Genomic DNA, 24,749 nt, shown 5'->3' with positions numbered 1-24,749 from the left:
GGGACGGCGCGGAACGGTGGTCCTGGTGCCGTTACTGTGCGTCGCCACCCGTGGAGGCGGCCTTGACCGCCACGGCGAGGGCGGTCGCGAGGTCGGCCTCGACCGACGGCTTCGTCAGGCCGAGGTTGGTGAGCACACCGGTGCCGTCCTCCTGCTCCAGCAGGGCGAGCAGGATGTGCTCGGTGCCGATGTAGTTGTGCCCGAGGCGCAGCGCCTCCCGGAAGGTCAGCTCCAACGCCTTCTTGCCGCGCGCGTCGTACGGGATGAGGTCCGGGACCTGGTCGACCCGCGGCGGCAGGGCCGCGCCGACGGTTTCCCGCACCGCCTCGGGGGTCGCGCCCCGACCGGCCATCACCCTGGCGGCCAGCCCATCCGGCTCCGCCAGCAGACCCAGCACCAGGTGCTCGGGCCCGATCTCGGCGTTTCCGCTGGCCCGGGCCTCCTCCTGCGAGGCGATCACCACGTTGCGGGCCCGGGGGGTGAACCGGCCGAAGCCGTCGTTCGGGTCGAGCGGCGACCCGTCGGTCGCCTTCGACACGAAGCGCTTCTGGGCCGCCTGCTTGCTGACTCCCATGCTGCGGCCGATGTCGGTCCAGGAGGCGCCCGAGCGCCGAGCCTGGTCGACGAAGTGACCGATCAGGTGGTCGGCGATCTCGCCGAGGTGGTCGGCGGCGATGACCGCGTCGGTGAGCTGGTCGAGCGCGTCGGTGTGTGCCGTCTTGATCGCCTGGATCAGGTCGTCGAGCTTGACCCGACTGCTCATCTGGGTAGGTTCCGTCATGCGTCAACCATAGGTTGACGAAGCCTCATCGTCAACCCTGAGTTGACGATCTAGTTCCTGCGCTCACGCTCCCAGCCGGCGTACTCCGGTAGTCGCTCGGCCACCGTCGCCGGCGACGGCATGCGGGCGATCTCCTCGGCGACCACCCGGGCCGCGTCGCGGTGCTCGGCGTTGCCGTGCTGCGGCAGCAGACGGTGCGTCCGCTCGGCGACGGCGTCCGCGTTCACCTCCTCAGGAAGCAGCCGCACGGCGACACCGGCGGCGTCGAGCGCGTCGGCGTTGGCGAACTGGTCGGCACCCTGCGGCAACAGCACCTGCGGTACGCCAGCCGCGAGCGCACCGAGGGTGGTGCCGCTGCCCCCGTGGTGCACCACCACGTCGACGAGCGGCAGCAACTCCGCCTGCGACACCCAGGGGTGCACGGTGACGTGGTCGGGCAGGTCGCCAAGCTGCTCCGGAGGCACCCGGCCCGCCGCGACGACCACCTGCACGTCCAGCGTCGCCAGGCCGGCGATGACGGTGCGGAGCAGCTCCGGTGTGCCGAACGCCGTACCGAGGGTCAGGTAGATCAGCGGCCGGGACGTCCGACGGCTCACCCACGCCGGTAGCGGGGTCGGTGTCGAGAACGGGACCGGTCGCAGCTCGATCCGACGTTCGGTGGCGAGGAAGTTCGCGTCCTGGAGCGAAGGCGGGCAGATGTCGAGGTGCGGTCGGCCGACGACCTCGGTGTTGCGGGTGGGAAGGTCGAGGCCGATGCCGTCGGGGAACATCCGACCGAAGCCGTGCCAGAGGCCCGGGATGCCGGCCCGATGAGCGGCGACGGCCGCCCCCGGCAGCCCCCACTCGTGCACCACCAGGTCGGGCCTCAGCCGCGCCAGCTCCGGTTCGAGATCCTCGGCGTACAACTCGTAGAAGGCGTCGCCCGGGCGGAACGGCCGCAGGCCGTTCGCGGCCAGCGGCGCGTGCACCGCCGGGCCGGCGGCGAAGTGCACCTCGTGACCGGCGTCCCGGGCGGCGATCGCCAGCGGGATCAGCGGATAGGTGTGACCGACGGACGCAAGACTGGCGAACAGCACACGCATGGCGCCGGACGCTACCCGTCGCTCGGGACGCGCACGGTGGCGCGTATACGGTGGCTGCGGTCAGGGCGCGGTTCACTGGCGGAAAGGGCAGTCATGCGTCTGCACGTGGGGTGCGCGATGTGGAGCCACCGGTCGTGGCCGGGTCACCGGCTGCCCTCCGCGGAGCGCCTGCGGCACTACGGCAGCTGGTGCGACGCCGTTGAGGGCAACACGACGTTCTACGCGACCCCGGCCCGGGACACCGTGGAGTCGTGGGCCGCGCAGACCGAACCCGAATTCCGGTTCGTCCTCAAGCTTCCGAAGGTCATCACGCACGAACGTCGGCTCACCGACGTCGGCGAGCCGTTGCGCGCCTTCCTGGACGCGATCGAGCCGCTCGGCCCGCGTGCTCACGCTCTCTGGATCCAGTTGCCCGGCTCGTTCGGTCCCGCCGACGTTGCGACGCTGACCCGCTTCCTGGCCCAACTCCCCCGATCACACCGGTACGCGGTGGAGGTGCGCCATCCCGCGTTCTTCACCGACGACCGCGCGACCCGGCTGCTGGAGGCGACCCTCACCGCCGCGTCCGCCGAATGGATCCCCTTCGACACGACCGCCTTCTTCGCGAGCCCACCGACCAGCGACGCGGAGCGGGACGCCTGGACAAAGAAGCCCCGGGTGCCGCTGCGGTCGCTGGCGCTGACGGACCGGCCGGTCGTCCGCTACCTCGGCCGTGACGACTCCACGCGCACCGTCGAGGGGTGGCGACACTGGGTCGACGTCGCAGTGGCCTGGCTACGGGAGGGTCGCTCACCGACGATGTTCGTCCACACCCCGGACAACGCCGATGCGCCCGTGCTCGCCCGCCGGTTCCACAACGAGGTACGGGCACGCGTACCCGAGCTGGACGCGCTGCCCGAGCCGATCCCGGTCGAGCCGCTGACGCTGTTCTGACCGGGCGGGTCAGCACTGCTCCTTGTCGAGCAGGTCGTCGAGGTGGGCAGCGGTGCTGATCAGCGAGAGATGGCTGAACGCCTGCGGGAAGTTGCCGATCTGCTCACCGGTCGGGGCGATCTCCTCGGAGTAGAGACCCAGCGGGCTGGCGTAGGTGAGCATCTTCTCGAAGGTCAACCGGGCGTCGTCGAGCCGACCGGCCTGGGCGAGCGCCTGCACGTACCAGAAGGTGCACATGTTGAAGGTGCCCTCGGTGCCGGCGAGGCCGTCCGGGGATGCCTTCGGGTCGTAGCGGTAGACCAGGCTGTCGGAGGCCAGTTCGGCGTCCATCGCCCGCAGCGTCGACTCCCACATCGGGTCGGTCGGCGAGATGATGTTCAGCCCGGGCATCGCCAGGAGCGAGGCGTCCAGGATGTCGGACCCGTAGTGCTGCACGAACGCGCGACGCTCCTGGTTGAACCCGCGGGTCATGACCTGCTGGTAGATGGCGTCCCGTTCGGTTGCCCACCGGGCGGTGTCGCCTGGGCGCCCTCGGCGGTGCGCGATGCGGATCGCACGGTCGAGTGCGACCCAGGACAGCACCCGCCCGTAGGTGAAGTCCTGCCGGCCGGACCGGGTCTCCCAGATGCCGTCCTCGGGCTGGTCCCAGTGCTCGCAGAGCCAGTCCACCAGAGCCGCCGTCTTCTGCCACCCCTCGTACGGCGGGATCAGCCCGCTCCGGTCCGCGAGTTCCAACGAGAGGAGCGCCTCGCCGTAGATGTCGAGTTGCAGTTGGCCGGCCGCGCCGTTTCCGATCCGCACCGGAGAAGAGCCCCGGTATCCCTCCAGGTGACCCAACACCTCCTCGTTGAGGTCCGGTGAGCCGTCGATCCGGTACATCACCTGAAGGGGCAGGCCGCCGTCCCGGGCCTCGCGGATGCGCTCGTTCAGCCAGAGCAGATACTTCTGGGCCTCGTCGGTGAAGCCCAGCCGCAGCAGCGCGTGCACGGAGAAGGACGCGTCCCGGACCCAGGTGTAGCGGTAGTCCCAGTTCCGCTGCCCGCCGATCTGCTCCGGCAACCCGGCGGTCGGTGCGGCGACCAGGGCGCCGGTCGGCGCGTACGTCATCAGTTTGAGCGTCATCGCCGACCGCTCGACCACCTCCCTCCAGCGGCCCTTGTAGCGGGAGCCGCCCACCCACCGCCGCCAGTAGTCGCGGGTCTCGGCGAGCAGGTCGCACGCCTCCTCGGTGCTCATCGCGCGGGGCGCGTGCGGGCAGGCCGTCTCCAGGACGACCCCGCCGATGTCACCCGCGTGCAGGGTGAACGACGCGGACACGCCGTCCGCGTCCCGCCGGATCCCACTCGCGTCGAATGTCCGTTCCGAGTCCTTGAACGCGGCGAGGGTGAGGGTCAGAGTCGGGCTCCGGAAAACGTCGCCCTCGGGGTGCACCTCAAGCTCGTACGGGTCACGGCCGTAGTTGAACCGTGGACGGCAGTCGAAGCGAAACCGCATGCTCCCCCGGACCATCCGCACCAGCCGGATCAACCGGTGCTGGTCGGTGGCGCGTTCGCCGGTGACGGGCATGAAGTCCAACAACTCCCCCACGCCGTCGGCGCTGTGGAAGCGGGTGATCAGGATCGGCGTACCGGGTAGGTACAGCTGCTTGCTCGTGTAGTCGATGCCGTCGGGCGTGAGCCGGAAGTGGCCGCCCTTGTCATGGTCGAGCAGCGCAGCGAAGACGCTCGGTGAGTCGAAACGGGGCGCACAGAACCAGTCGACCGCGCCGTCCGCGCTGATCAGCGCGGCGGTCTGCAGGTCACCGATCAGACCGTGCGCCTCGATCGCCGGATACGTCGCTTCCACGTTGGTCCCCCGCCGCTCGTGATGGCAACGGCGGCGACTACCCGGGGAAGTTGCCGGCTACACGCGAACTCCTCCGAACCCGCTGATCATTGCGGAAGCAAACCTTCCGCAATCGCCGATAGCGTCCCTATCGACGACATCGACGAAGGGACACCTGATGAGCCTGCGAGGATTCGCCACACTCAACATCTGGGCCGACGACGTGGAGGCGGCCACCGCCTGGTACGCGAACTTCCTCGGGGTCGAGGCGTACTTCATGCGCCCGGGGCCCGACGGGCGCCCGGCCTACACCGAGTTCCGCATCGGCGACTACCAGGCCGAGTTGGGCATCATCGACCGCAGGTACGCGCCGCCCGGGGCCGCGACGGGGCCCGGCGGCGCGGTCATGCACTGGTGCGTCGACGACCTCGACGCCACCGTCGAGCGACTCCTGGCGCTGGGGGCCACGGAGTACCAACCGATCACTCCGCACGGCGACGAGGGGTTCGTCACGGCAGCGGTGGTCGACCCGTTCGGCAACGTGCTGGGCGTCATGAGGAACCCGCACTACCTCGACGTCCTCGCGTCGCTGAAGGCGACCTGACGCGGTCGGCTTTCCCGACGCGGCGGCGGTGCCCGCCGCAGGGCCACCCGCTCAGTCCCACTCGTCCCGACCCGACGTCCGCCGCACCAGCGCTCCCGCCTCCTCGGTGTCCAACCCGCTGGCGATGAGCAGGTCCTGGCTGGCGGTGCGGAACTCACCCGCGGCGATCATTCCGGAGTAGCCCAACCGGTGGGTGTGCGGGCGGGTGGGATCCGGTGCGGCCTCTCCCTGTGCCTTTTCGACCAGCTCGACAGCGGTGATGATCTGCCGGCGCCCTTCCTGGGGGTCCGCCCGCTCGGGGGTGGTGGTGCGTCTCAGTGTCTGCACGCTCGTGGCCAGCAGGTCGATGGCCGCCGCGAACTCATCCGGTATCGGCTCATCGTCCCGGAGCGCCTTGGTGAGTCTCCTCGCGACGGCCCGACAGCCGTACAGGCTGCGTTCGAGATGGTGGATGGACCGGGTGTATTGGGCCAGAATCTTGCGTTGGTGCCACCGTAGTGGCGCCAGTCGCACCACTTCCTGGGCAGCCCCGAGCCCCTCGTCCAGCGCGGTCATCCGCGATCCGAGAATCCGCAGACCGGTCAGACTCTGCTCGGCGCTGACAAGGTCCCGACGACGCAACGCCGCGGCCAGGTTGTGCAGGGCGGCGATGGTCGGGTCGAGGACCGGTTCGGCCAGCCGCTGCACCGTCCGCTGCGGGTGGATGGGCACCAACAGCAGGCCGACCGCCAGACCGATGAGCCCACCGACTGCAGAGTCGACGAAGCGGGGGACGGACAGCTCACGCACGGGCGGTTCCAGGGTGGCGATGAGCACCGCGGTGCCGCCGGCCTGGGTGAGCAGGGAGCCGCCGCCCTTGAGCAGCACGGCGACGATGATCGCCAGCACCACGACCAGACCGGTCTGCCAGGGCCCGATGCCGAACAGCGACATGAGTGCGTCGCCGACAGCGAGGCCCAGGACCACCCCGACCAGCAGCTCGACGGTGCGCCGCAGGCGTGTGCCCATCGAGGCGGCCACGATGCCGACCGCGGTGGTGGGCGCGAGGACCGGGGAGGGGTTGTCCAGGAACTGGGCTCCCACGAACCAGGCGAGCGTCGCCGCGACGCCGGCCTGCACGGCTAGCAGCCCGAAGAGGCGGAACCGCCAGACGCGGGCACTTACCGCGTGTCGTAGCCGCGCGCGCAGGCCGGCGACCGTCCGGTCGGTCTGGGACGCCTCACCCGATGCCGGGTCGGAGTGGGGTGCCGGCTCCTGATTCGCGGGCATTCGCGCCGCTTACCCGTCGAAGGCGAACCTATCCGGTGGTAGCGCCATCTCGCGTGGGGTTGCCTCAGTGGGCGGGGTTCGGCGTGTGCGGCAGTCGACCGAGTTGGCGCCAGTCGGTTTCCGCGACGTCGACGCCGTAGTGCTTGGCGGCGGCGAGGATGTTCTGGAAGGCCAGGTCCCGGTCCGCGTCGGTGACACCCTGCACCTGGTCGAACCGTGCGATGGCGTTACGGACGTGACCCGCGTCGGTCATGGGTTCCTTGCGCTCCTTGGGGAACGCGAAGACGGTCTCCGGCAGCTCGCGCTTGTCCTTGCTCGACAGGCCACCGTGCTTCTCGTGGGGTTTCCAGGTTGAGGTCATCGCCCACCATTACCCACTCGTTGTCCGGCAGCACCTCCGCTGACCGGCGAGAGGCTGTCGTCGCACTTCAAGGAAGGCTCAAGTAGCCCGGGGCCAGGCCCGTGTCGGCCTGGCCCCGGGGTCCGGTCGGTCAGCTACGCAGCGTCCACTGCTGGTTCGCGCCGCCGTTGCAGGACCAGAGGATGAGCTTCGTGCCGTTGGCGGTGGCGGCGCCGAAGGCGTCGAGGCAGAGCCCGGACTGGGCGTTCGTCACGGTGCCGTTGGTGTTGACGTTCCACTGCTGGTTGAGCCCGCCGTGGCAGTCCCAGATGATGACCGCCGTACCGTTGGCCGTGCCGGCCCCGGAGGCGTCCAGGCACTTGTTGCCGTACACGGTCAGCTGCTTGCTGGAGGTGTGGGTCCAGCGTTGGTTGGTGCCGGTGGAGCAGTCCCAGAGTTGCGTCTGGGTGCCGTTGGTGGTCGAGGCGTTGGGCACCTCGACACAGCGGCCGGACTGGCCACCCACGAGTTGTCCGTTGCCCGTACCGCTGCCCCCGCCCTGCTGCTGCCGGACGATGGATGTCGACTCGGCCGACCGGTTGCCCTGTGCGTCGACGACGTAGAGCCGGTACTCGCCCTGGGTGGCCGGCACGGCGATGGACGTGGCGGTGCCGGCTGCCCTGGTCATGGTCGCGCCGGCGGTGAAGGTGGTCGTGCCGTACGGGGCCAACCACACCGACCTGGTGGCGTCGCCGATGCTCCGGATCGGGATCGACGCCGTGGCACTGGTGACGAACGTGCTGGCCGGCAGCACGTAGTTCGGTGCGGAGAAGGTGCTCGCCGGAATGATGTCCCGGTACGCGTCCTCAAGGCCGGAGCTCGCGGCGATGCCGTACGCCGCCGCCGGCCAGACGTAGTCGGAGGAGACGAGGATGTCGCCGATCGTGCTGTTCGGCAGATTCTTGTTCGAGACCTTGTTGATCGGGCCGTAGATCTGCGTGATGCTCAGATCGTGCTTACGCCCGAAGTCGTCTGAGTTGATCATCCAGGTGACGTTCTTGTCGATACTCAGCACGTTGTCGCGGAACGTGATGAATGCCGACCCCTCGTCCGGGTGCAGCCCATACTTGTGACCCGACGGGACGCCCTGGAGATAGTTGTTGGTGATGGTGGTTCCCGGCTGACTGCCCAATGTGTAGATCGGCGCCGTGTCACTCAGCCGCTGCACCGTGTCGATGATGTGGTTGTAGCTGATGGTGTTGTTTCTCGCCGTCGTGGTCGGTCGGTTCGGCACGATCGAGCCCGACGATCCGTCGAAGTTCCACCAGCCCCAGCCGAGCGTGATGCCGGACCATGGGGTCTTCTCGATCCGGTTGCGCTGGATGGTCAGGGTGTCGGCGAAATACGCCGAGATGGGGCTGTGCCCGTTGAACAGCACGGCACTGTCGTACAGATAGTTGTTCTTGATGTCGATGTTCTTCGGCAGCCCCTCGACCTGTGCGGAGAACTTCTCGCGGTTGGTCGAGGTGCCGTCTCCGATGTAGACGTGCTGCGGATGGCCCACGGTGATGGCGGACCCGGCGATGTCGTTCGTGTGGTTGCCGATCAACTGCGTGCCCTGCACGTCGTTGATCATGTTGATCCCGTCAGCGCCGGTGTGCTGGATCCGGTTGCGTTGCAGGAGGATCCCGTCCGCGTTCTGGATCTGGATGATGCCGGGCGTCACATCCACGTTCCGGTAGTGGTAGACGTGGAAGTTGCCCTTCGCGTACACCTGGGCACCGAGATTGCCCTGCTGCGCCTGCTTGAAGGACGCGCCGGCGACGTTGAACAGGTTCCAGTCGGAGTGTTGCACCGTCAGCCCGGAGAACGTGATGTTGCGCGCGTGGCTGCTGGTCGAGGTGCCGGCGACCCGCAGCAGGTTGGTGACATTGTTCGGCGCGTAGACGGTCGCGGTCGACATGTTGTCGGCACTGGCCTTGTAGTAATAGACCGTCCGGGTGCCCTTGTCGAAGTAGAACTCACCAGGCGCGTCCAGGAACTCGTAGGCGTTCATGAGCTTGTGGGTGCCGCCCACCTGGGCGTTGCCGTTGAACGCGCCCTGGGCGATGGCAGCGCCCGGTTGCTGGAAGAGGGCGACCCGGTTCGCGCCGTCGGAACTCGTGGTCACCTGGCGGACGCCCACGATGGCCGTGGTCCAGGTCGTGCCCGTCTCGATCTCGATGTCGTCCTGGTTGCGGGCGATGGCCGGGAAGTCGTTCAGGCTGTATTTGGCGCCGTCGCACTGCGACCCCGACTCCCAGGCCCACGCGGCCTGGTTGGCCGTGATGTTGTACGTCCCGTAACAGCCCGCCGAGCTGATCGTCTTCGACGCCATGTACGCGCGCTTGTCGTTGACGTAGAGCGCCCGCAGCTTGTTGGAGCGGTCGAGCGGGGCCTTCCAGATGTTGCCGCTGTGCTGGGTCCACCCGGTCACCTGAACACCCCCGTCGAGAACCGGCTTCTCGTTGGGATAGGCGCCGTAGATGACCCGGTATCCGTTGGTGCCGGAGTCACCGGCACCGAATTCGACAGTGCTGCTGATCGGATAACTGCCACCGCGGAGATACACGTTGATGTCGCCGGTCATGCTCGCATTCACCGTACGGACGACGTCCCGTGCGCGTTCCAGACTCTTGAACGGCGATTGGATGGTCCCCGGATTGGTGTCATTTCCGTCCGGGGCGACATAGTAGGTCGCCTGGACTGCGGCCGAGGCCGGCATTTGTTGGGTGAGCACGGCCGGCAGCGTCGCGGCGACGAGCGCCGCGACCGCCAGCAGGGACGTTCGAGCGGTGGATGCGGTTGACTTCACGTGCTGTTCCTTTCCATTGCCGTCGACATGGACCTGCCTGCGTATCGAGCGACGAGTACGAAACAGCGACGCCACTGAGGACCGGCGGGGACGTCTGTCGCCCGACCGCACTCTTTTGCCAATCGCTCCGAAATCTTCCCGCAAAGCGTAGGTCACACGTCTGACCATTGCAACCGGCAATTGGAAGCGGTCAATGCGCAAATGAGGTCGGATCGGGCAGAGCGCGCGTGCTGGCCAGCGCAGCTTCTGCCGCATCGTCCGACGAATCAGTGACGACGTGCCCGCCATCGCGCAGCCGGCGGGCGGGCACGTCAGAGCCGACCGGGGGCCGGGTCGACGATCGACCCGACCCCCGGTCGCCGGTCACCTGATGGAGAAGTCCGCCACGCGCAGCGCGGAGTCGAACACCAGGTACACGTCCTGCTTGCCGGCGGCCCCGGCCAACTCGGTGCTGGTGCTGACGTACCGGTAGTCGTCGCCGGTGCTGGGCACGGTGGCCGTGCCGAGCAGTCGGCCGGTGGGCGATCCCAACCGGACCTCGACGGCGCCCGCTTCCGCACCGGCCCTGGCGACACTCGCGGTGAAGGTCCGCGCGCCGGGACGCAACGCCGAACCGTCGAAGGAGATCCACTGACCGGCGGCGGTGGCCCCGACGGCCGCACCCCGGACCTTCGTCTCGTCGACGAGCCGGACCCCGGCATACCGGTCGAAGTTCTCCGCCCGGGTGGGCCGGGACAGGTCCCGGGCCGGGATCGTCTCACCGCGCACCCGCACCGCGGCCCGGGCCCGGATGTCCTGCGCGGACGCCCCGACCATCAGGTCGTAGGTGGACGACTCGACCACCCACCGGCTGCGGGTGACGTCCCAGTGGGCCAGGTCGGCGGCGGGCAGTCGCAGCGTCACGGTCCGGGTCTGCCCGGGCGTGAGTTGCACCCGCTGGAACGCCTTGAGCTGGCGGATCGGGGTCTTGTCCCGCGAGGTGCGCTGATGGGTGTAGAGCTGGACCACCTCGGAGCCGGCCCGGTTGCCGGCGTTGGTCACGTCGACGCTGACCGCGATCGTGTCGTCGGCCGCGACCGAGTGGGCACCGGTACGCAGCTGGCCGTACCGGAAACGGGTGTACGACAGCCCGTGGCCGAACGGGTAGAGCGGCTTCGCGCGGTTGTACAGGTAGGTCTGGCCGGACGAGATGATGTCGTACTCCAGCAGGTCCGGTGGCAGTTGTGAGTCCGAGCGGTACCAGGTCTGGGTGAGCCGGCCGGACGGGTTGCGGTCGCCGAAGAGGACGTCGGCGACGGCGTGCCCGGTCTCGGCGCCCGCGTGGGTGGTCCAGACGATGGCCGGAACGTGCTCCTGCTCCCAATTCAAGGTGACCGGGTAGCTGGTCTGAAGCACCAGGACCGTACGCGGATTGGCCTTGGTCACGGCCTTGACCAGCGCCTCCTGGCCGGCGCTCAGGGCCGTGGAGGTCCGGTCGTGTGCCTCGCGGCCGTTGATGAACGGGTTGCTGCCGACCACCAGCACGGCGGTGTCGGCCGCCTTCGCCGCCGCGACGGCACGGTCGATCCCGCTGCTGACCACCTCACGACTGAAGTGGGTCGCCTCCGTCGCGGTTGATGCGCCGAGCTTGAGGGCGCCGTCGTCGCCGACCGTCACGTACCGGTCGGGGCCGAACCAGCTCTCCTTCGTCTCGTAGCCGACGTAGCGCAGCGCCACCGCGCCGTCGGCCTGCGGCTCCAGCTTGAACTGCTGCTGGACGTACCAGCCGTTCGGCTGCTCGTCGCGGGTGACGAACGGCCCCCAGTTGTAGCCGAGGTAGCGGCCGTTGGCGGCGTTGCGCAGGGTCACCACGTCCTGGCCCCAGTCCACCACGTCGAACTGGGCGGCGAGTTCGGCGCCGGCACCGGTGGCGGCGACCGGGTCGGCGTCGGTGGTGCCGGTGGCCGTGACGTACCGGCCGGTCGCCGGGTCCTTCAGGGCGATCCGGTCCGCCCCGTCGAGCCCGCTCACACTGGCGGAGTCGCCCAGCCGCTCGCGGATGCCATCGAGCGCAGTCACCTGATAGGGCAGGTCACCGCCGTACCAGTCGGAGTAGAGGGTGTCGGCCAGCGGCCCGAGCACTGCCACCTTGCGGGTCCGGGCGGGGTCCAGTGGAAGCGCCTGGCGCGTGTTCTTCAGCAGCACCATGGCCTCACCGGCGGCCTGGCGGGCGAGTCGTTGGTGTTCGGGGCTGTTGATGACGTCCGGGGTGATACTCCCGAACCGGCCCCCGCCCGGGTCGAACTCACCCAGCCGGAACCGCACGTTCAGGGTCTCCCGGATCCGGGCGTCGATGTCCCCCTCGGTGAGCAGACCGGTGGCCAGCGCCTGCTTGAGGGCGGTGACGGTCGGCTGCGCGTTGGTGTCGTCGGTGATGAAGCTGTTCAGGCCGGCCTTGACGATCGCGGCGTTCCCCTCGGGGAGGGTGGCGTAGTAGCCCTGGGAGCCGATGAGGTTGTTCGGCGCCCAGGCGTCAGTGACGTTGAGCAAGGGCTGGTCGGTCCACCTGCGGACGACAGTGGCCAGGTCGGGATCCACTGTGGCCGGACGACCGTTGACCAGGTTGTACGACGCCATCACGCCGGTCGCCGCGTCGGCGGCGATGGCCGGTTTGAAGGCGGCGCGGTCGTACTCGTTGAGCACCCTCGGGGGCACGTTCGACGAGGTCACGTCACGTCGGACCTCGTTGTTGTAGGCCAGGTAGTGCTTGAGGGTCGGCGCGCTCTTCAGGTGGTCCGGGTCCCCGCCGGTCATCCCCGAGCCGTACGCGGTGGAGATGGCACCGGTGAGCATCGGGTCCTCGGAGTAGCCCTCCTCGTTGCGGCCCCACCGGGGGTCGCGCAGCAGGTTGACCACCGGTGCCCAGAGGTTGAGACCCCAGACCCGGGGGTTCTGCGCGTGGTAGCCGCGCGCCTCGTCGCCGACGGCGGAGCCGACCTGCCGGATCAGGTCGGTATTCCAGGTGCTCGCCATGCCCACCGGTTGCGGGAAGACGGTGCCGCGAGCCTTGACGACCGCGCCGTTGTTGTCGATGTCGGTCGACCAGGCGACGCCGTGCAGGGCCTCGGTGCCGGTCTTGAACAGGCCGATTCCCAGCCGGGGGATGGCTGGCTGGTACTGGTGCAGCATCGAGATCTTCTCGTCCTGCGTGAGCCGCCCGAGCAGGTCGTCGACCCGGGCGCTCACGGGCAGATGCGGATCCCGGAACGGGTAGGTGGGTTCGGCGAGTGCGGTGCCGGGAACCGCCGGTAGGGCCAGAAGGGTGAGCGCGAGCACGGTGAAACCGCGCCGAAGGCGCCGGTTGCGCATGTGGATCTCCTCGTGTCGTTCGGCAGACGCCCAGCGGGGCGCCAAGACCGACGTGACCAGGCTCGACACCCGGCTGACGGGCCTGAACGACGGGTCGTCGAAGCGCTTCGACGATGTGGCCGCGTCATCACGGCCAGGATTGTGGTGATCCCCGCAACCATAGATGCGCGCCTATTGGCGAGGCAAGGTCGCCCGGCGGGAGGTTCAACGTCGGTTGGCCGACGAGTGGCCTGAGATCGACGGCTGACCCGCACGCGTCAGCGCGGTTTCAGGGCCCTTTCCGGCTGCTCAATACGTTCGCGAAATGACAATCAAACGTTCCACGCGTACGAGGCGCGGGACTGCTGTGGTGGCGATGATCGCAGTCACCGCGGCAGGTGTGCTGTTCGGCGAACCCGCGTCGGCCGATCCCGTCCCCGTCCCCATCCCTCAGGCGGCGCTCACCGATCGCGCCTTCGGCCAGGTCGCCGAGATCCACTTCCAGGGTGCCGATCGGATCAAGGCCGTCGTGCTGTCGGCCGAGTTCGTCCAGTGGCACCGGCTGCACCCGAACGCCACGGCCGGGCAGGCACAGACCCAACTCGCGGCGCGCAAGCAGCTGCTCGACAGCTCGCTGACCGCGTACGACGTGTTGGTGCCCGAGCAGGACCTGCTGCTCAGGTCCGTCGACATCCTGCTCGGCGCGCCCGGCGGCGACACACGGACCTCGCCGGAGATCACCGGCCTGGTCGGGGCCGTGATCGGAAAGACCGTCGAACCGTGGGACACCCGCGAGGAACTCGCCTCCGGCGCCCTGCGTACCGCCCAGTGGCTGCGCGGCCGTGACGACGCCCTCGCCGCCGTCTGGTCCGCGGTCCGACAGGCGGGGGCAGGCAGTGCTCCGGTCGCCACCGCCTGGAACACAGTGCTCGGTGCGCCGGTCGGGGTGGACGTGACCAGCACCTACGAGGAGCTCACGCAGGATCCCGGTCTTTCGCACGTGGACCTCGACGCGATCCTGGCGCTGCGGGACGACCCGGTGGCGTACGTCGCGGCGGCCAAGCAGCAGCTCGCCTCGCTGCACGCGCAGCTGCTCGGGCTGAGCTTGGAGATCCGTCTCGAGATCGGCGAGAACAACCGCAAGTGTCCGCCGGAGGGGCCGCCGAGCGCCGAGTGCACCGCGGCGGCCAAGAAGGCCGCCGAGGACCGGGACAAGGCGCGGCAGCAGACCATCTCCGACGTCAAGGCCGGGGTGGGCATGGTGTCGACCATCATCGGGTTCGCCGACCCGGACGCCGGCAAGAAGTCCAAGGTGATCGGGGAGGCGGTCCTCACCACGATCAGCGCCATCTCCAAGTACGCGGCGGCGATCGCGGGCCGCGGCCTGGCGGGCTCGATCTTCAGCACCGCGACGTTGGCGATGACCGGCAACATCTTCGGTGCCGTGATGTCGATCGTCGGGCTCTTCGGCAGCAGCGGACCGTCGCTGGATGCGCAGATCCTCGCCCAGGTCAAAGCACTGCGCGACGAGGTGCGGGCCCTCGGCGACGAGATGCGCGCCAGCTTCGCGCGGGTCGAGGCCCAGATCAACACGGTGTACGCGAACATGATGGCCCAGTTCGACAAACTGAACGCGGCGATCGCCGGTAACACCGCCCAGATCACCCTCGTCCAGCAGCAGGTCGCCCAGCTCGGCCTCCGCCTGGAGGACATCGCCGCAACCGTCCTGGCCGCGATCGGCGACGCCACCCTGCACGACGCCCGCGCCGACATCAACCAGTACATCGGCTACCTGGAGAACTTCGGCCAACCGATCCCGACGTACGGCGAGTTCGTCGGCCCGGAGAACGAGTTCCACCTGACCGCCACGCAGTTGGCCAGCGGCAGCGCCTTCGTGGTGCCCAGGACCGACGCCGACAACCCAGCGCTCGACCCGACCACCGTCCTCAACAGCTTCGGCGAGGCCCGGTCGATCAACTACCTGGCTCGGGTGGCCAGCGGGCGTGACCCGTCGATGGTCGAACCGGCGACGCCGGTCGGCAACCCGACGGTGTGGAACCTCGGCGCGCAGGCGTACTCCATGTTGTTGCTGCAGAATCCGACGTACGCCGCCCAGGTCAGCGCCAGCCGCGCGGCGCAGATCGAGGCGGAGGGCACCCGCATCGCGGATCTCGCGGCCAGCTTCGGTCGGCCGGTCGACGGCAACGCCAACGGCCTGATCAGGGGGCTGATCGACGAGTACGTCGCCGCCACCAACGAGCTGTCGACCGCGCTGGCCGCCTTCCGGACCAACGAGATCCAGGCCCGCTGGGAGCCCGACGCCAATGGCGTGCAGGTCAAGGTGCTCAAGAACTACGACCTGTTCTGGGACACGGACAAGCCGCTCGCCCCGGCACCGGCGAAGGCCGACGAGGCGATGGTGCCGGCGTGTGACGGCTCCCGGCAGATCGACCGACCCAGCAACGTCCGCTACGACCTGATGTCGAACATGGTGCAAACCCTCCAGTACGCGTACACGCCGCGCCTCGGCGAGCCGCCGGCGGGCGTACGGGAGTTGCCCGAGGTCGGCTACTGCTACACCCCGAGCTGGGTCCACACCCGGACGACGGACAACGGAGGCGTGATCCGCTCCTACGGCAAGCTGCGGTTGCAGATCCACAGCCGGTTCCGGCTGAACTCGTCCACGGCCTGGCAGAACTCACGGACCGCCGACTACACCTGGCCCGGCGAGCAGGTCTACCACGTCTACTGCGAGTTCTTCAGCTGCAACAACGAGACCACCCCCGAGCAGGCCCTGACCCAGAAGTGGCCGTCCGGCCGTTACGCCTTCGCGAGCGCCGCCACGGCCATCAACAACACGGCCCTGGACACCTCGCTCACGCCGACCCTGCGCGGTTTCCTGCAAGCCCGACAGAAGTCCCTCTACGACCGCGTACGCGAGCTGAGCACCCAGGTCAACGGGCCGGTGCCCACCGCGCTGAAGAAGATGAACACGTCCGCGCGGCTGCTCCAGGCGTACACCCGGTTGGGTCTGCCCAACGCCCTCGACTCGGACGACGTGTTGTCCGCGAACCTGTTCGGCCAGTACCAGATTCCGGTGAACATGCCGACGGACGCCAAGATCGGCAACGCCTACGCGAAGGCGGGCGGGAACTACGCGCTCTGCGGGCCCGCACCGTGTTCGCCCGACACCAGCCGCCCGCTGCGCGACCAGGTCAGCCTCAAGCTGCCCTGCGAGCCCGCTGTCGACTCGTCCAACCTGCCCGGTGACCCCCTCGGCGACTGCCTGATCACCAGCGCGCGGTCGCGTGCCAACGCGCTCACGCAACGGTACGAGACCTGGGCGGACCAGATGACCGCCGGGCTGCACCGCGAGCGGGTGCCGTGGCTGAACGACACCCTCACCGGTCTGCGCATCACCACGCGCCTGACCCACGCCAACTGACACAGGCGTTGCCGGCGCCTCCGGGCGCCGGCAACGTGCCGTCCGCCGCTGGGCGAGGCCTCTCGTGCCGGGCTACGGGACGATGGGGAGCACATCGTCGTCACGCCCGGACTGGGTGAGTCCCGAGGCTGCGGCAATGGCCTCGACGGCTTCCTCCAGCCCGGTGGTCTCCGGGAGGACAAGCTCCCCGGGCCAGCCCAGCACGTCGTGCGCGGCGTACCAGCCGCTCATCTGCTCGGCGGTGAAGTCGTCGACCTGCGGACGCGTGAGGTGCCGGCGCAGGGTCTCGGGCAGGGACACGTCGAGGTAGCAGAACAGCGACCGCCCCCGGTGACCGTCGCGCAGATCCGTGAGCATGCTCCGGTAGCGGCTGGCGTGCAGGATGCCCTCCAACACCACGTGGTAGCCGTGATCGAGCGCGAACCGCACGGTCTGCCCGATCAGCGCCGGAGCGGCACCGCCGGGCCGGTCCCGCTCACGCAACACGATGCGACGCATGTAGTCCTGCTCGACCAGGGCACAGCCCCGGCCGTGCCGACGCCGCAGTTCCCTGGCGATGCTGGACTTGCCCGAGCCGGAGTTGCCTCGAACGCAGACCAGGATCGTGCCCAGGCTGCCGGTCGGGACGGATTCAGTGGCCACGGCGCCCCCGCAGTCAGTCGTTGTGTACGGTCAGATTGCTTGCGGTCTGCGTGACTCCTTCCTGCCGCAGCTCCAGGATGTGACGCTGGTCGTCGGTCTGCACGAACCGGACTTCCAGATCGAGTCCCGGGTGCAGGTAGCGACCGCCCGGCTCCGCCAGCAGGACGACCGGCTCCTGGGCGGCGGCGGAGAAGGTCAGGTGGCCGTCGCTGACCGCGATGTCGATCGGGTAGTCGTCGCGTAGGACGTAACGGCCCGCCACGTCACCAAGTGGTTCGGCGCTGACATCGGTGGCGTAGCGACGGTCGGCAGCGGCACGGATGCTCGCCAGCAACTCCCACCCATCCTCCGAATTGGTCATCGCCGCGACAGCGGTGCCGCTGTCGGGCCAGACGTAGGAGAAGCAGGTATAGCCGACGTTCTGCCCGGTGTGCCCGAACCGTCGGCAACCGGCCCGGTCGGCGAGCTCGGTGCCGAGCCCGTAGACGCCGCCGGGGATCTGCGGTGACCACATCTCGGTGGCCAGGTCGCGGCTGAGCAGCTTCGAGTCCCCCGAAGCCGCCCGAGCGATCTCCAGGTCGAGCCGAAGCAGGTCGGTCGGCGTGCTCCACAACCCAGCTGCCGCCGTCTCCGGCTGCACCCGCCAACCGCCGGGCACCCCGGTGCCGCCCCCATGATGGCCACGAGCCACCGGATGCTGTCGCTGGTGCGGAAACTGCTGGTCGAAGCTGCTGTCGGCCATGGCCAGCGGTTCCAGGACCAGCGATCGCATGAGGTCCTCGAACGGGGTCCCCGTCACGTCCGCCATCAACTGCTGGAGCACTGAGTAGTGGCTGCCCGAGTACCGGAAACGGCTACCCGGCAGAAGGCTCGACCGCACCGGTGGGGTGGTCGTGGAGCCGCCGCCCTCCAGGACCTGCAACAGCGACGGGGCGCGACCCGCGGGGTAGCCGCGATACCAGGTGTCGGACAAACCGGCGGTGTGCGCCAGCAGTTGTCGTACCGTCACCCGAGTTCGCTGACCCGCGCGGTCGAGCAGTTGCCACGAGGTGAGGTACTCGCTGATGTCGGCATCCAGATCCAGCACACCGTCCTGAACCAGCAGCAACGCCCCGAACGCGGCGACATGCTTACTGATCGAACAGGCCGCGAACGCGGTGCCTGCGGTCACCGGCGTCGACGCCTCACCACCCGTGACGCCGTACCCGGTCGCCCACAGCCGCCCGCTCACGTGCCCGACGGCGATGCTGACCCCCGGCACCTGGTAGGTGCGCATCAGATCGGACAACGTCGCCGTGTCCGGCGAGAGCCGTCCGGAAGACACGTGCCGGTCAAGTTCGCCCAGCAACAGGGCCCATTCCTGCGACAGATCCACGTCCTCCACGGCATCGATTCTTGACCACCCGTGCCGGCCGATCAACGCCGCGCCGCCGGGTCCGTCCCCCCTCATGCAGCACGGTGCGCCACCGGTTTAGGTGTGCAGAGTCCGGCCAGGGCTGTGGCCGACCAGGGCACAGCCCCGGCCGTGCCGGCGTCGTAGCTCGCGGGCGATGCTGCTCTTGACCGAGCCGGAGTTGCCCCGGACGCAGACGAGGATCGTGTCCGGGCTGCCGGTGGGTTCAGCGAACACGATGCCTCGTCGGCTTCAGTCATTGCGGACTGTGAAGCCGAGGGCGGCGACGGTCAGCTGGGTGAGGTCAGGAAGTTGATCCTCGCCGAGGGTGACGCCGCGCAGGTTGTCCAGCGGCGTCTTGAGGCCCTGGAGCCGGCTGCCACGCAGGTCGGTGCCGTCGAGGTGGCAGGACTCCAATTCCAGTCCGGCGAGGTCACACGACCGCAGCGCGATGCGAGGTAGCCGGCAGGAAGACCACGCGCCGTTGGTGAAAGTGCAGTCGGTGAACGCGACCGAGCCGGCGGCGGTGACGCGATGGAAGGTGGCGTAGTCGAAGCGGCACCCGTCGAACAGGACGTCCTTGAGGCGTACGTCGGTGAGTCTGGCGCCGGTAAATCGGGAGCCGGTGATGGCACAGCGTTCGATGGTGATGCCGGTCAGGGTCGCGCCGGAGAAGTCGCTGCGGGTGATCTCACAGCCGTAGAGGCCGCCCGCTTCCCAGGTGCTCTCGCTCAGGTCCACGCCGGTGATCAGGCTACTGCGGATACTGGCGTCCTCAAGTTGGGCCCCGCGCCACGCTGCGCCCTCGACGAGGGCCTCGGTGAGGCCGCCGGCCAGGTCCGTCGTAGTGTCGAGGTCGTCCGGTTCGAGGTCCGGCAGCAGAACCTTCACGTCGCCGATCGTGGTGGTGCGCATGTGTCCTCAACCTGTATGGGCACGGGGTAGGCACGCCACCCCGCGCGTCACGTAGGTCGACGCACCATCCCCCGCGCTGCTGCTCGGGCGAGGTCATCCACTGGGCTCGGGGCGCCGGGACTGGTTGGACGTTCCACCCAGCGACCCACGTACACGAAAAAGGCCCCGACCGGTGTGGACCACGAGGTCAGAGCCTTGATCGTTGGTGCGCCGCCAGGGACTCGAACCCCGAACCCGCGGATTAAGAGTCCGCTGCTCTGCCAGTTGAGCTAGCGGCGCTCGCCGGCAACGGGACGAGACGGTAGCACGCCCCGGACGCCGCCCCGAACGAGCAGGGGTCCGCCTTACCGCAGCGTCAGGGTGACCTGCCCGGTCACGACACCGGACGGGTCCACCACCAGGGAGTACGTGCCGGTGGCCGGCAGCACTGTCGGCGCGATGTCGCCGGCCCCGTTGACCACGCAGCCGCTGGTGATGGGGCTGCCATCGGGGGCGCGCAGCTCCAGCACGCCGCACTGGTCGGGTAGGTCGGAGGCGGTCGCGGTCAGCCTCACCGACGTGCCGGCGTTGGCGGTGAACCGGTAGGTGGTGACCGCGCCGGGTTGGTCGACGGTGGCGACGACCTGCGGCCCGCCGACGGTGATCGTCGCCGCCCGGTCGCGGCTGCTGACGAGCCGCAGTGTGGTCGCGCCGGTGCCGCGTCCGCTGGGGTCGACCACCACGGTGTACGTCCCGTCGGCGGGCAGCAGTGTGCCGTCGATCTCGCCGACGCCGTTGATCACGCAGCCGCTGTGCAGCAGCCGGCCGTCGGTGTCGCGCAGTTCCAGTGGGGAGCACTGGTCGGTCAGTGTGCTCGTGGGCACCTCGACGAAGACGCGCTCACCCTGCCGCCCGGTGAACCGGTACCGGGCCCGCGCGCCGGGCTGTTCCAGTGTCGCGATGACCGTCGGGCCGTTCGCTTGCAGCGTGCCGTCGACGTCCCGAGCCGCGTACACCAGGATGGCGGCTCGTCCGGTGTCGCCGGGGGCGGCGGTGACCCGCACGGCGTAGTTGCCGGTGGCGGTGAGGTCGACGCGGTCGATGTAGCCGACGCCGTTGATGGCGCAGCCGCTCGCGATCTCCCGGCCGGTCGGGTCGGTGAGCGTGTACGGCGAGCAGCGGTTGCCGATCCCGGGCGCGGTGGCGTCGACGAAGATGACGTCTCCGGCCCGGCCGGGGAATGTCAGCGGCGCCCCGCCGGGGGTCAGGCTGGCGGTCGCCACGGGTACGGCGGTGATCGGCGTGGCGGCGGGCGGGGCGACCCGCTCGGTGGTGGCGCCAGCCACCGCGAACTCGGGGCGGCCGCTGACCGCGACGTCGAAGACGCACTCGGCGAGCTGGGCGGGGGCGGTGACGCCGGCCCACCGGCAGATCTGCTCGGCTGTGGCGCGGCGGGCCGGGTCGAGGTCGCCGACGGTGACCTCCCGTTCGGGGAAGGCGCGGTCGGTGAACGTGCCGGTGTCCTGCCCGTCGTCGTAGTGCAGCAGCGAGCGGTCCGGGGTGATCCGCCAACTGTCCGCGTACGTCGGGTAGAGCTGCGCGAACGGCACCGGCTGGGTGAGCGCGGTCCCGGAGGAGGGGGCGATGTCATCGGTCGGGTCGCCGTCGAAGTCGCCGAGCAGGCCGCGTACCTTCCCGGCCCGGCCGTCGGCGAGCTTGACCAGCACCCGGTAGCCGTAGTGGCCGATCTGGTCCACCGCAGCCGCCGAGCCGTCCGGCCAGGTCACGTCGTACCCGTCGGTGGGTGCGGTGTCGGAGGGGCGGCGGGTGAGGGTGCCGCCGCCGGGCAGGTCGGTGCGTTCCGGCGGCGCGGCCAGTGGCGCGCCGTCGACGTGGACCCGGGTGCCGCCGTTGGTGAGCGTGAGCGCGACCCGGTGGGCGCCGGTCCGGAACGCGACCGCCGAGTTGACCGAGGCGGTCCGGGTGCCGGCCATCGGCGCCTGCCGGACCTGCACCTCCAGCGGGTCGTTGCCGGTGGCGGTGACCAGCGTGAACTCGCCCACGGCCTGGAAGTCGTAGGCGACCCGGTCGAATGTGACCAGGTGCGGGTCGCCGTTGCTGCCGCCGCAGTTCGCGCCCTCCTCGCAGAGCTTCACCGGACCCTTCTGCGGGGGCGTCTTCTTCGCCGGTTTCTTGCACTCGTCGAGGTTCTTTGGCAGCGGCTTCCCGTCGTACTCGGTGCGCGGCGGCAGGCCCTTCGCCGTCCGATAACGGTTCTCCGCGAGAGTCGCCTTCACCTCGGCGGTACGGATGCCGGTGCCGCCGCAGTCGCCCTGCGGAACCTTGCTCTGGGAGATGTCGTCGGCGTGGTTCAGCTCGTGGTAGAGCGCGGCGCAGGGGTCCCGGGACACGCCGTCGCCGTACGGGTCGACGGAGGTCGGATTCCAGGTGACCGTCGAGGAACCCTTCCCGTCGGGGCTGTCCGGGGTCTCGAACGCGCCCGAGCCACCGGGGGTCGGAATGATCCGCACCCGGGGGGACTTCTTGTCCCGCAGCCGCGGCAGCACGCCGGACGGGTCCCCGCCGGGCGCGGCGAACCCCTTCAGGCAGTTGTCGACCGCGCCCTGGAAGTCGACGCCGCTGACCGGCACGCCACCGGTCGGGTCCACCGCGTAGTCGGCCCGGGCCGGTCGGGAGCCGCCGACGACCAGCGCGCCGACGGACACCAGCAGCAGGGCCACCGCGGCGGCGGTCGGCCGGCGGCGACGTGCCCGCAGCAGGACCACCAGCGCGACACCGAACAGCGCCAGCAGCAGCCCTCCGCCGGCAAGCCACAGCCAGCGCTGGCCGGTCACGCCACCGCCGTCGCCAACGGTGAAGGTGGTGGTCCGCAGTGTGGTCCCGCCCGCGCAGAGGCTGGTCGCGCCGGTCACCGGCAGTGGCAGGTAGCCGGCCGTCACCTCGTACCGGCCGGGCGCGCCGACCGGCCAGAGCGTGTCCAGGCCACCGCCGTCCGGGGTGGCGGCCACCGAGCGGAGCACCACCGCGTCGGGCGTGTCACCGTCATGCAGGCGTACGCCGGTCAGGCTCACCGTCGTGGTCGCACCAGGCTCCACGGTGGTGAGGCCGGCGGTGGCGGCAGCACCGATGCCGTCGTCGTGGAAGCTGCGGGCCAGCGTCGGCGTCAGGTCGCGTCCGTCGAGGCGTACCCCGGTCACCTGAACCGTGCCGACGGCGCTGGTCGGCAGCGCGCACGCCGCGTCGGTGGTGTTCGTGACCGCGAGGTCGAGGCGGACCTGGTCGCCGGCCCGGTAGTCGGCCTGGCCGGGCCGCAGGGCCAGGCCGAGGCCGCCGTCGGCGGGCGCCGCGGCGGCGCTCACCGCGCCGACCGTCAGGGCGGTCAGCAGTACGGGAAACGTGGCCGCGAGTCGCACCGTCCACCTCATGGTGCGGACTGTAGGGGCGCGACGGCCGGTCTCCGCACGCTCTGTCGGGGACCGGTCCCAGCCGGGGCGCGGTGGCCGTGTCCAGCAGTCCGCCAGGCCCGGTTGATCAAGCGGGTACGCTCGTTACCGCTGCATGCTGCGCTGCCTGGCACCAAAACGGTGCCGAACGGCCGGCTCGGCCGCGAGCCGCAGTGGATCCGAGGAACCTCGCGCCGCTCCAGGGGGAAGCAACCAGGTGAGCACCCATTCGATGTTGTTGTTCGTGCTCGCCGCTGTCGCGGTCATCGTCGTCGTGCGGTGGGTGGCGGCCCGCACCGGTCTGCCGGCCGCGGCGCTTCTGCCGCTCATCGGCATCGCGTACGCGCTGCTCCCCGGTCCCAACGTCGGCCTCGATCCCGACCTTGTGCTCATGATCGTGCTGCCGCCGTTGCTCTACAGCGCCGCACTGGACTCCTCGCTGTTGGACATCCGCCGGAACCTCCGCATCGTGGTCAGCCTGTCCGTGGTGCTGGTGCTCCTCACCGGGGTGCTGGTCGGCATCGGGTTCCACCTGTTCGTCGCCGGGGCGACGCTCGCTGCCGGGATCGCGGTCGGCGCCGCCATCGCGCCGCCCGACCCGGTGGCCGCCCTGGCGGTGGGCCGCCGGGTCAACCTGCCGCCGAAAATGGTCACGATCATTCAGGGCGAGGGGCTGCTCAACGACGCCACCGCGCTGACGATGCTCAGCGTCGCGGTGGCCGCCGCCGTGGGTGGCGAGTTCTCGTTCCCGTCCGCCGTTGGCCAGTTCGTGCTGGCGGCGGTCGGCGGGGTCGCCGTGGGGGCGGCCGTCGCCTGGCTGGTACGTCTGGCCCGACCGTTCACCGCGGACCCACTGTTGTCGAACGCCATCTCGCTCGCGACACCGTTCGTGGCCTACCTGTTGGGCGAGGAACTGCACGTCTCCGGGGTGCTCGCCGTGGTGATCGCCGGGCTGATCGTCGGCCACAAGACACCCCAGCTCACCTCTGGCGCCGCCCGGCTGCAGACCAGCGCGGTGTGGCGGCTGGTCGACTTCCTCCTCGAAGGCTTCGTCTTCCTGCTGATCGGCCAGCAGCTTCCCGAAGTCGTCAAGGGCCTGCGTCAGTACGACACGTCGACCATCGTCATCGCCGTCGCGGTGTCGGTCGGCGTGGTGCTCCTGCTGCGCCCCGCGTGGCTGGTGATGACCCAGTCCCTCCCCCGGTCGTTGCACACCCGGCTGGGCGGTATTTCCGAGCAGGACGACCCGGACGAACCCGGGACTGCCCGGCAGATCGAGCGCGCTGACCGCAACGCCCGCCGACTCACCTCCCGCGAAGTGGTGGCACTGAGCTGGTCCGGCACCCGTGGCGTGATCAGCCTGGCCGCGATCTTCACCCTGCCGCTGACCACCAACAGCGGCGCACCCTTTCCCGACCGTGACCTCCTGCTGTTCTGCACCTTCGTGGTAGTCCTGGTGACACTCGTCGGGCAGGGCATGACGTTCGCACCGCTCGTGCGGATGCTGGGCCTGCGCGCCAACGAAACAGACCAGGCCCGCGTACGCAACGAGGCCCGCTCGGCGGCGGTCGAGGCCGCCCTGGCCCGCCTCGACGAGGTTGCCGCCGCGGAGCCGGACAGCGCGGTGGCCGTCAACACCATCCGTACGCAGCTGCTGGCCCGACTGGCGCGCTACCGCGGGCGGCTGGACCTTCTGGAGCAGAGCGGCTCCGAGATGCCCACCTCACCGGAGTACGAGACGGCGCTTCGTGTCCGGCGGACAACCATCGACGCGCAGCGCGAGGAACTCGTGCGCTGGCGCGACTCCGGCCGGCTGCCGGATGAGGAGCTCCGCGTCCTGGAACGTGAACTCGACCACGAGGAGCTGCTGCTCCCGAAGCGGACCTCCAGCTGACCG

15 protein-coding genes, 1 tRNA gene and 1 pseudogene are annotated in these 24,749 nt (G+C 69.7%); 4 read left to right on the top strand and 13 right to left on the bottom strand.

The window, feature by feature from the left end; all coding sequences use genetic code 11:
* Positions 1-31 precede the first annotated feature (31 nt).
* Both KBX46_RS09010 and KBX46_RS09005 read right to left on the bottom strand, forming a co-directional pair.
* Entirely contained in the window at positions 32-781 is a 750-nt protein-coding gene (locus KBX46_RS09010) for a Clp protease N-terminal domain-containing protein (RefSeq protein ID WP_210792083.1), read from the bottom strand.
* A gap of 50 nt (positions 782-831) precedes the next feature.
* A complete protein-coding gene (locus tag KBX46_RS09005) occupies positions 832-1,863 on the bottom strand; it encodes a glycosyltransferase (RefSeq protein ID WP_210792082.1) in 1,032 nt (343 codons plus the stop codon).
* Positions 1,864-1,980: 117 nt separating this feature from the next.
* On the opposite strand from KBX46_RS09005, the gene KBX46_RS09000 reads away from it, so the two are divergent.
* Positions 1,981-2,796 carry a DUF72 domain-containing protein gene (locus KBX46_RS09000; protein WP_210792372.1) on the top strand — a complete coding sequence of 272 codons (816 nt, stop codon included), beginning with the start codon at positions 1,981-1,983 and terminating at the stop codon, positions 2,794-2,796.
* Positions 2,797-2,805: 9 nt separating this feature from the next.
* Here KBX46_RS09000 and KBX46_RS08995 read toward each other — a convergent pair whose 3' ends face one another.
* Complete coding sequence (locus KBX46_RS08995; protein WP_210792081.1) at positions 2,806-4,641, bottom strand: glycoside hydrolase family 15 protein; 1,836 nt, start codon at positions 4,639-4,641, stop codon at positions 2,806-2,808.
* 157 nt (positions 4,642-4,798) lie between these two features.
* Between KBX46_RS08995 and KBX46_RS08990 the strand changes: the two genes are divergently transcribed.
* Positions 4,799-5,224 (top strand): VOC family protein, encoded by a 426-nt coding sequence (locus KBX46_RS08990; RefSeq protein ID WP_088946490.1) that lies wholly within the window; start codon positions 4,799-4,801, stop codon positions 5,222-5,224.
* Positions 5,225-5,275: 51 nt separating this feature from the next.
* On the opposite strand, the gene KBX46_RS08985 is transcribed toward KBX46_RS08990, so the two are convergent.
* The 4 genes from KBX46_RS08985 to KBX46_RS08970 form a co-directional block, all read right to left on the bottom strand.
* Entirely contained in the window at positions 5,276-6,493 is a 1,218-nt protein-coding gene (locus KBX46_RS08985) for an aromatic acid exporter family protein (protein ID WP_210792080.1), read from the bottom strand.
* A gap of 64 nt (positions 6,494-6,557) precedes the next feature.
* Positions 6,558-6,854, bottom strand: a complete 297-nt coding sequence (locus tag KBX46_RS08980) for a DUF6582 domain-containing protein (protein ID WP_088946488.1) — start codon at positions 6,852-6,854, stop codon at positions 6,558-6,560.
* Positions 6,855-6,984: 130 nt separating this feature from the next.
* On the bottom strand, positions 6,985-9,687 hold the full coding sequence (locus KBX46_RS08975) for an RICIN domain-containing protein (RefSeq protein WP_210792079.1): 2,703 nt from the start codon (positions 9,685-9,687) through the stop codon (positions 6,985-6,987).
* Positions 9,688-10,050: 363 nt separating this feature from the next.
* Positions 10,051-13,035 (bottom strand): glycoside hydrolase family 3 protein, encoded by a 2,985-nt coding sequence (locus tag KBX46_RS08970; protein WP_210792078.1) that lies wholly within the window; start codon positions 13,033-13,035, stop codon positions 10,051-10,053.
* A gap of 355 nt (positions 13,036-13,390) precedes the next feature.
* Here KBX46_RS08970 and KBX46_RS08965 point away from each other — a divergent pair, with 355 nt between their 5' ends.
* The gene (locus KBX46_RS08965; RefSeq protein ID WP_210792077.1) at positions 13,391-16,459 is read left to right on the top strand and encodes an efflux RND transporter permease subunit; all 3,069 of its coding nucleotides are present in this window, start codon (positions 13,391-13,393) and stop codon (positions 16,457-16,459) included.
* A gap of 72 nt (positions 16,460-16,531) precedes the next feature.
* On the opposite strand, the gene KBX46_RS08960 is transcribed toward KBX46_RS08965, so the two are convergent.
* The 6 genes and pseudogenes from KBX46_RS08960 to KBX46_RS08935 form a co-directional block, all read right to left on the bottom strand.
* Positions 16,532-17,101, bottom strand: coding sequence for a kinase (locus tag KBX46_RS08960; RefSeq protein WP_210792076.1), 570 nt, complete (start codon positions 17,099-17,101; stop codon positions 16,532-16,534).
* A 13-nt stretch (positions 17,102-17,114) separates the two neighbouring features.
* Entirely contained in the window at positions 17,115-18,485 is a 1,371-nt protein-coding gene (locus tag KBX46_RS08955; RefSeq protein WP_210792075.1) for a serine hydrolase, read from the bottom strand.
* A 120-nt stretch (positions 18,486-18,605) separates the two neighbouring features.
* Positions 18,606-18,731: pseudogene (locus tag KBX46_RS08950) on the bottom strand (kinase); the annotation flags it as partial.
* 15 nt (positions 18,732-18,746) lie between these two features.
* The gene (locus KBX46_RS08945; protein WP_210792074.1) at positions 18,747-19,409 is read right to left on the bottom strand and encodes a pentapeptide repeat-containing protein; all 663 of its coding nucleotides are present in this window, start codon (positions 19,407-19,409) and stop codon (positions 18,747-18,749) included.
* 203 nt (positions 19,410-19,612) lie between these two features.
* Positions 19,613-19,688 (bottom strand) — tRNA-Lys (locus KBX46_RS08940).
* A 65-nt stretch (positions 19,689-19,753) separates the two neighbouring features.
* Positions 19,754-22,834, bottom strand: a complete 3,081-nt coding sequence (locus tag KBX46_RS08935) for a VWD domain-containing protein (RefSeq protein ID WP_210792073.1) — start codon at positions 22,832-22,834, stop codon at positions 19,754-19,756.
* A gap of 250 nt (positions 22,835-23,084) precedes the next feature.
* Here KBX46_RS08935 and KBX46_RS08930 point away from each other — a divergent pair, with 250 nt between their 5' ends.
* Positions 23,085-24,746: a Na+/H+ antiporter gene (locus KBX46_RS08930; RefSeq protein WP_210792370.1), complete on the top strand. Its 1,662-nt coding sequence runs from the start codon at positions 23,085-23,087 to the stop codon at positions 24,744-24,746.
* Positions 24,747-24,749 lie beyond the last annotated feature (3 nt).

Origin of the sequence: Micromonospora sp. C81, from assembly GCF_018070425.1 — a bacterium.
GTDB classification, from domain to species: domain Bacteria; phylum Actinomycetota; class Actinomycetes; order Mycobacteriales; family Micromonosporaceae; genus Micromonospora; species Micromonospora zamorensis.
The sequence above is the reverse complement of the archived record's forward strand: the minus strand, read 5'-3'. Positions and strand labels throughout refer to the sequence as shown.

What these genes read in the sequence shown, in the direction of transcription:
- KBX46_RS09010 (WP_210792083.1), bottom strand. Translation starts at nt 781, where the DNA reads ATGACGGAACCTACCCAGATGAGCAGTCGGGTCAAGCTCGACGACCTG.
- KBX46_RS09005 (WP_210792082.1), bottom strand. Translation starts at nt 1,863, where the DNA reads ATGCGTGTGCTGTTCGCCAGTCTTGCGTCCGTCGGTCACACCTATCCG.
- KBX46_RS09000 (WP_210792372.1), top strand. Translation starts at nt 1,981, where the DNA reads ATGTGGAGCCACCGGTCGTGGCCGGGTCACCGGCTGCCCTCCGCGGAG.
- KBX46_RS08990 (WP_088946490.1), top strand. Translation starts at nt 4,799, where the DNA reads ATGAGCCTGCGAGGATTCGCCACACTCAACATCTGGGCCGACGACGTG.
- KBX46_RS08985 (WP_210792080.1), bottom strand. Translation starts at nt 6,493, where the DNA reads ATGCCCGCGAATCAGGAGCCGGCACCCCACTCCGACCCGGCATCGGGT.
- KBX46_RS08980 (WP_088946488.1), bottom strand. Translation starts at nt 6,854, where the DNA reads ATGACCTCAACCTGGAAACCCCACGAGAAGCACGGTGGCCTGTCGAGC.
- KBX46_RS08970 (WP_210792078.1), bottom strand. Translation starts at nt 13,035, where the DNA reads ATGCGCAACCGGCGCCTTCGGCGCGGTTTCACCGTGCTCGCGCTCACC.
- KBX46_RS08965 (WP_210792077.1), top strand. Translation starts at nt 13,391, where the DNA reads ATGATCGCAGTCACCGCGGCAGGTGTGCTGTTCGGCGAACCCGCGTCG.
- KBX46_RS08945 (WP_210792074.1), bottom strand. Translation starts at nt 19,409, where the DNA reads ATGCGCACCACCACGATCGGCGACGTGAAGGTTCTGCTGCCGGACCTC.
- KBX46_RS08935 (WP_210792073.1), bottom strand. Translation starts at nt 22,834, where the DNA reads ATGAGGTGGACGGTGCGACTCGCGGCCACGTTTCCCGTACTGCTGACC.
- KBX46_RS08930 (WP_210792370.1), top strand. Translation starts at nt 23,085, where the DNA reads ATGTTGTTGTTCGTGCTCGCCGCTGTCGCGGTCATCGTCGTCGTGCGG.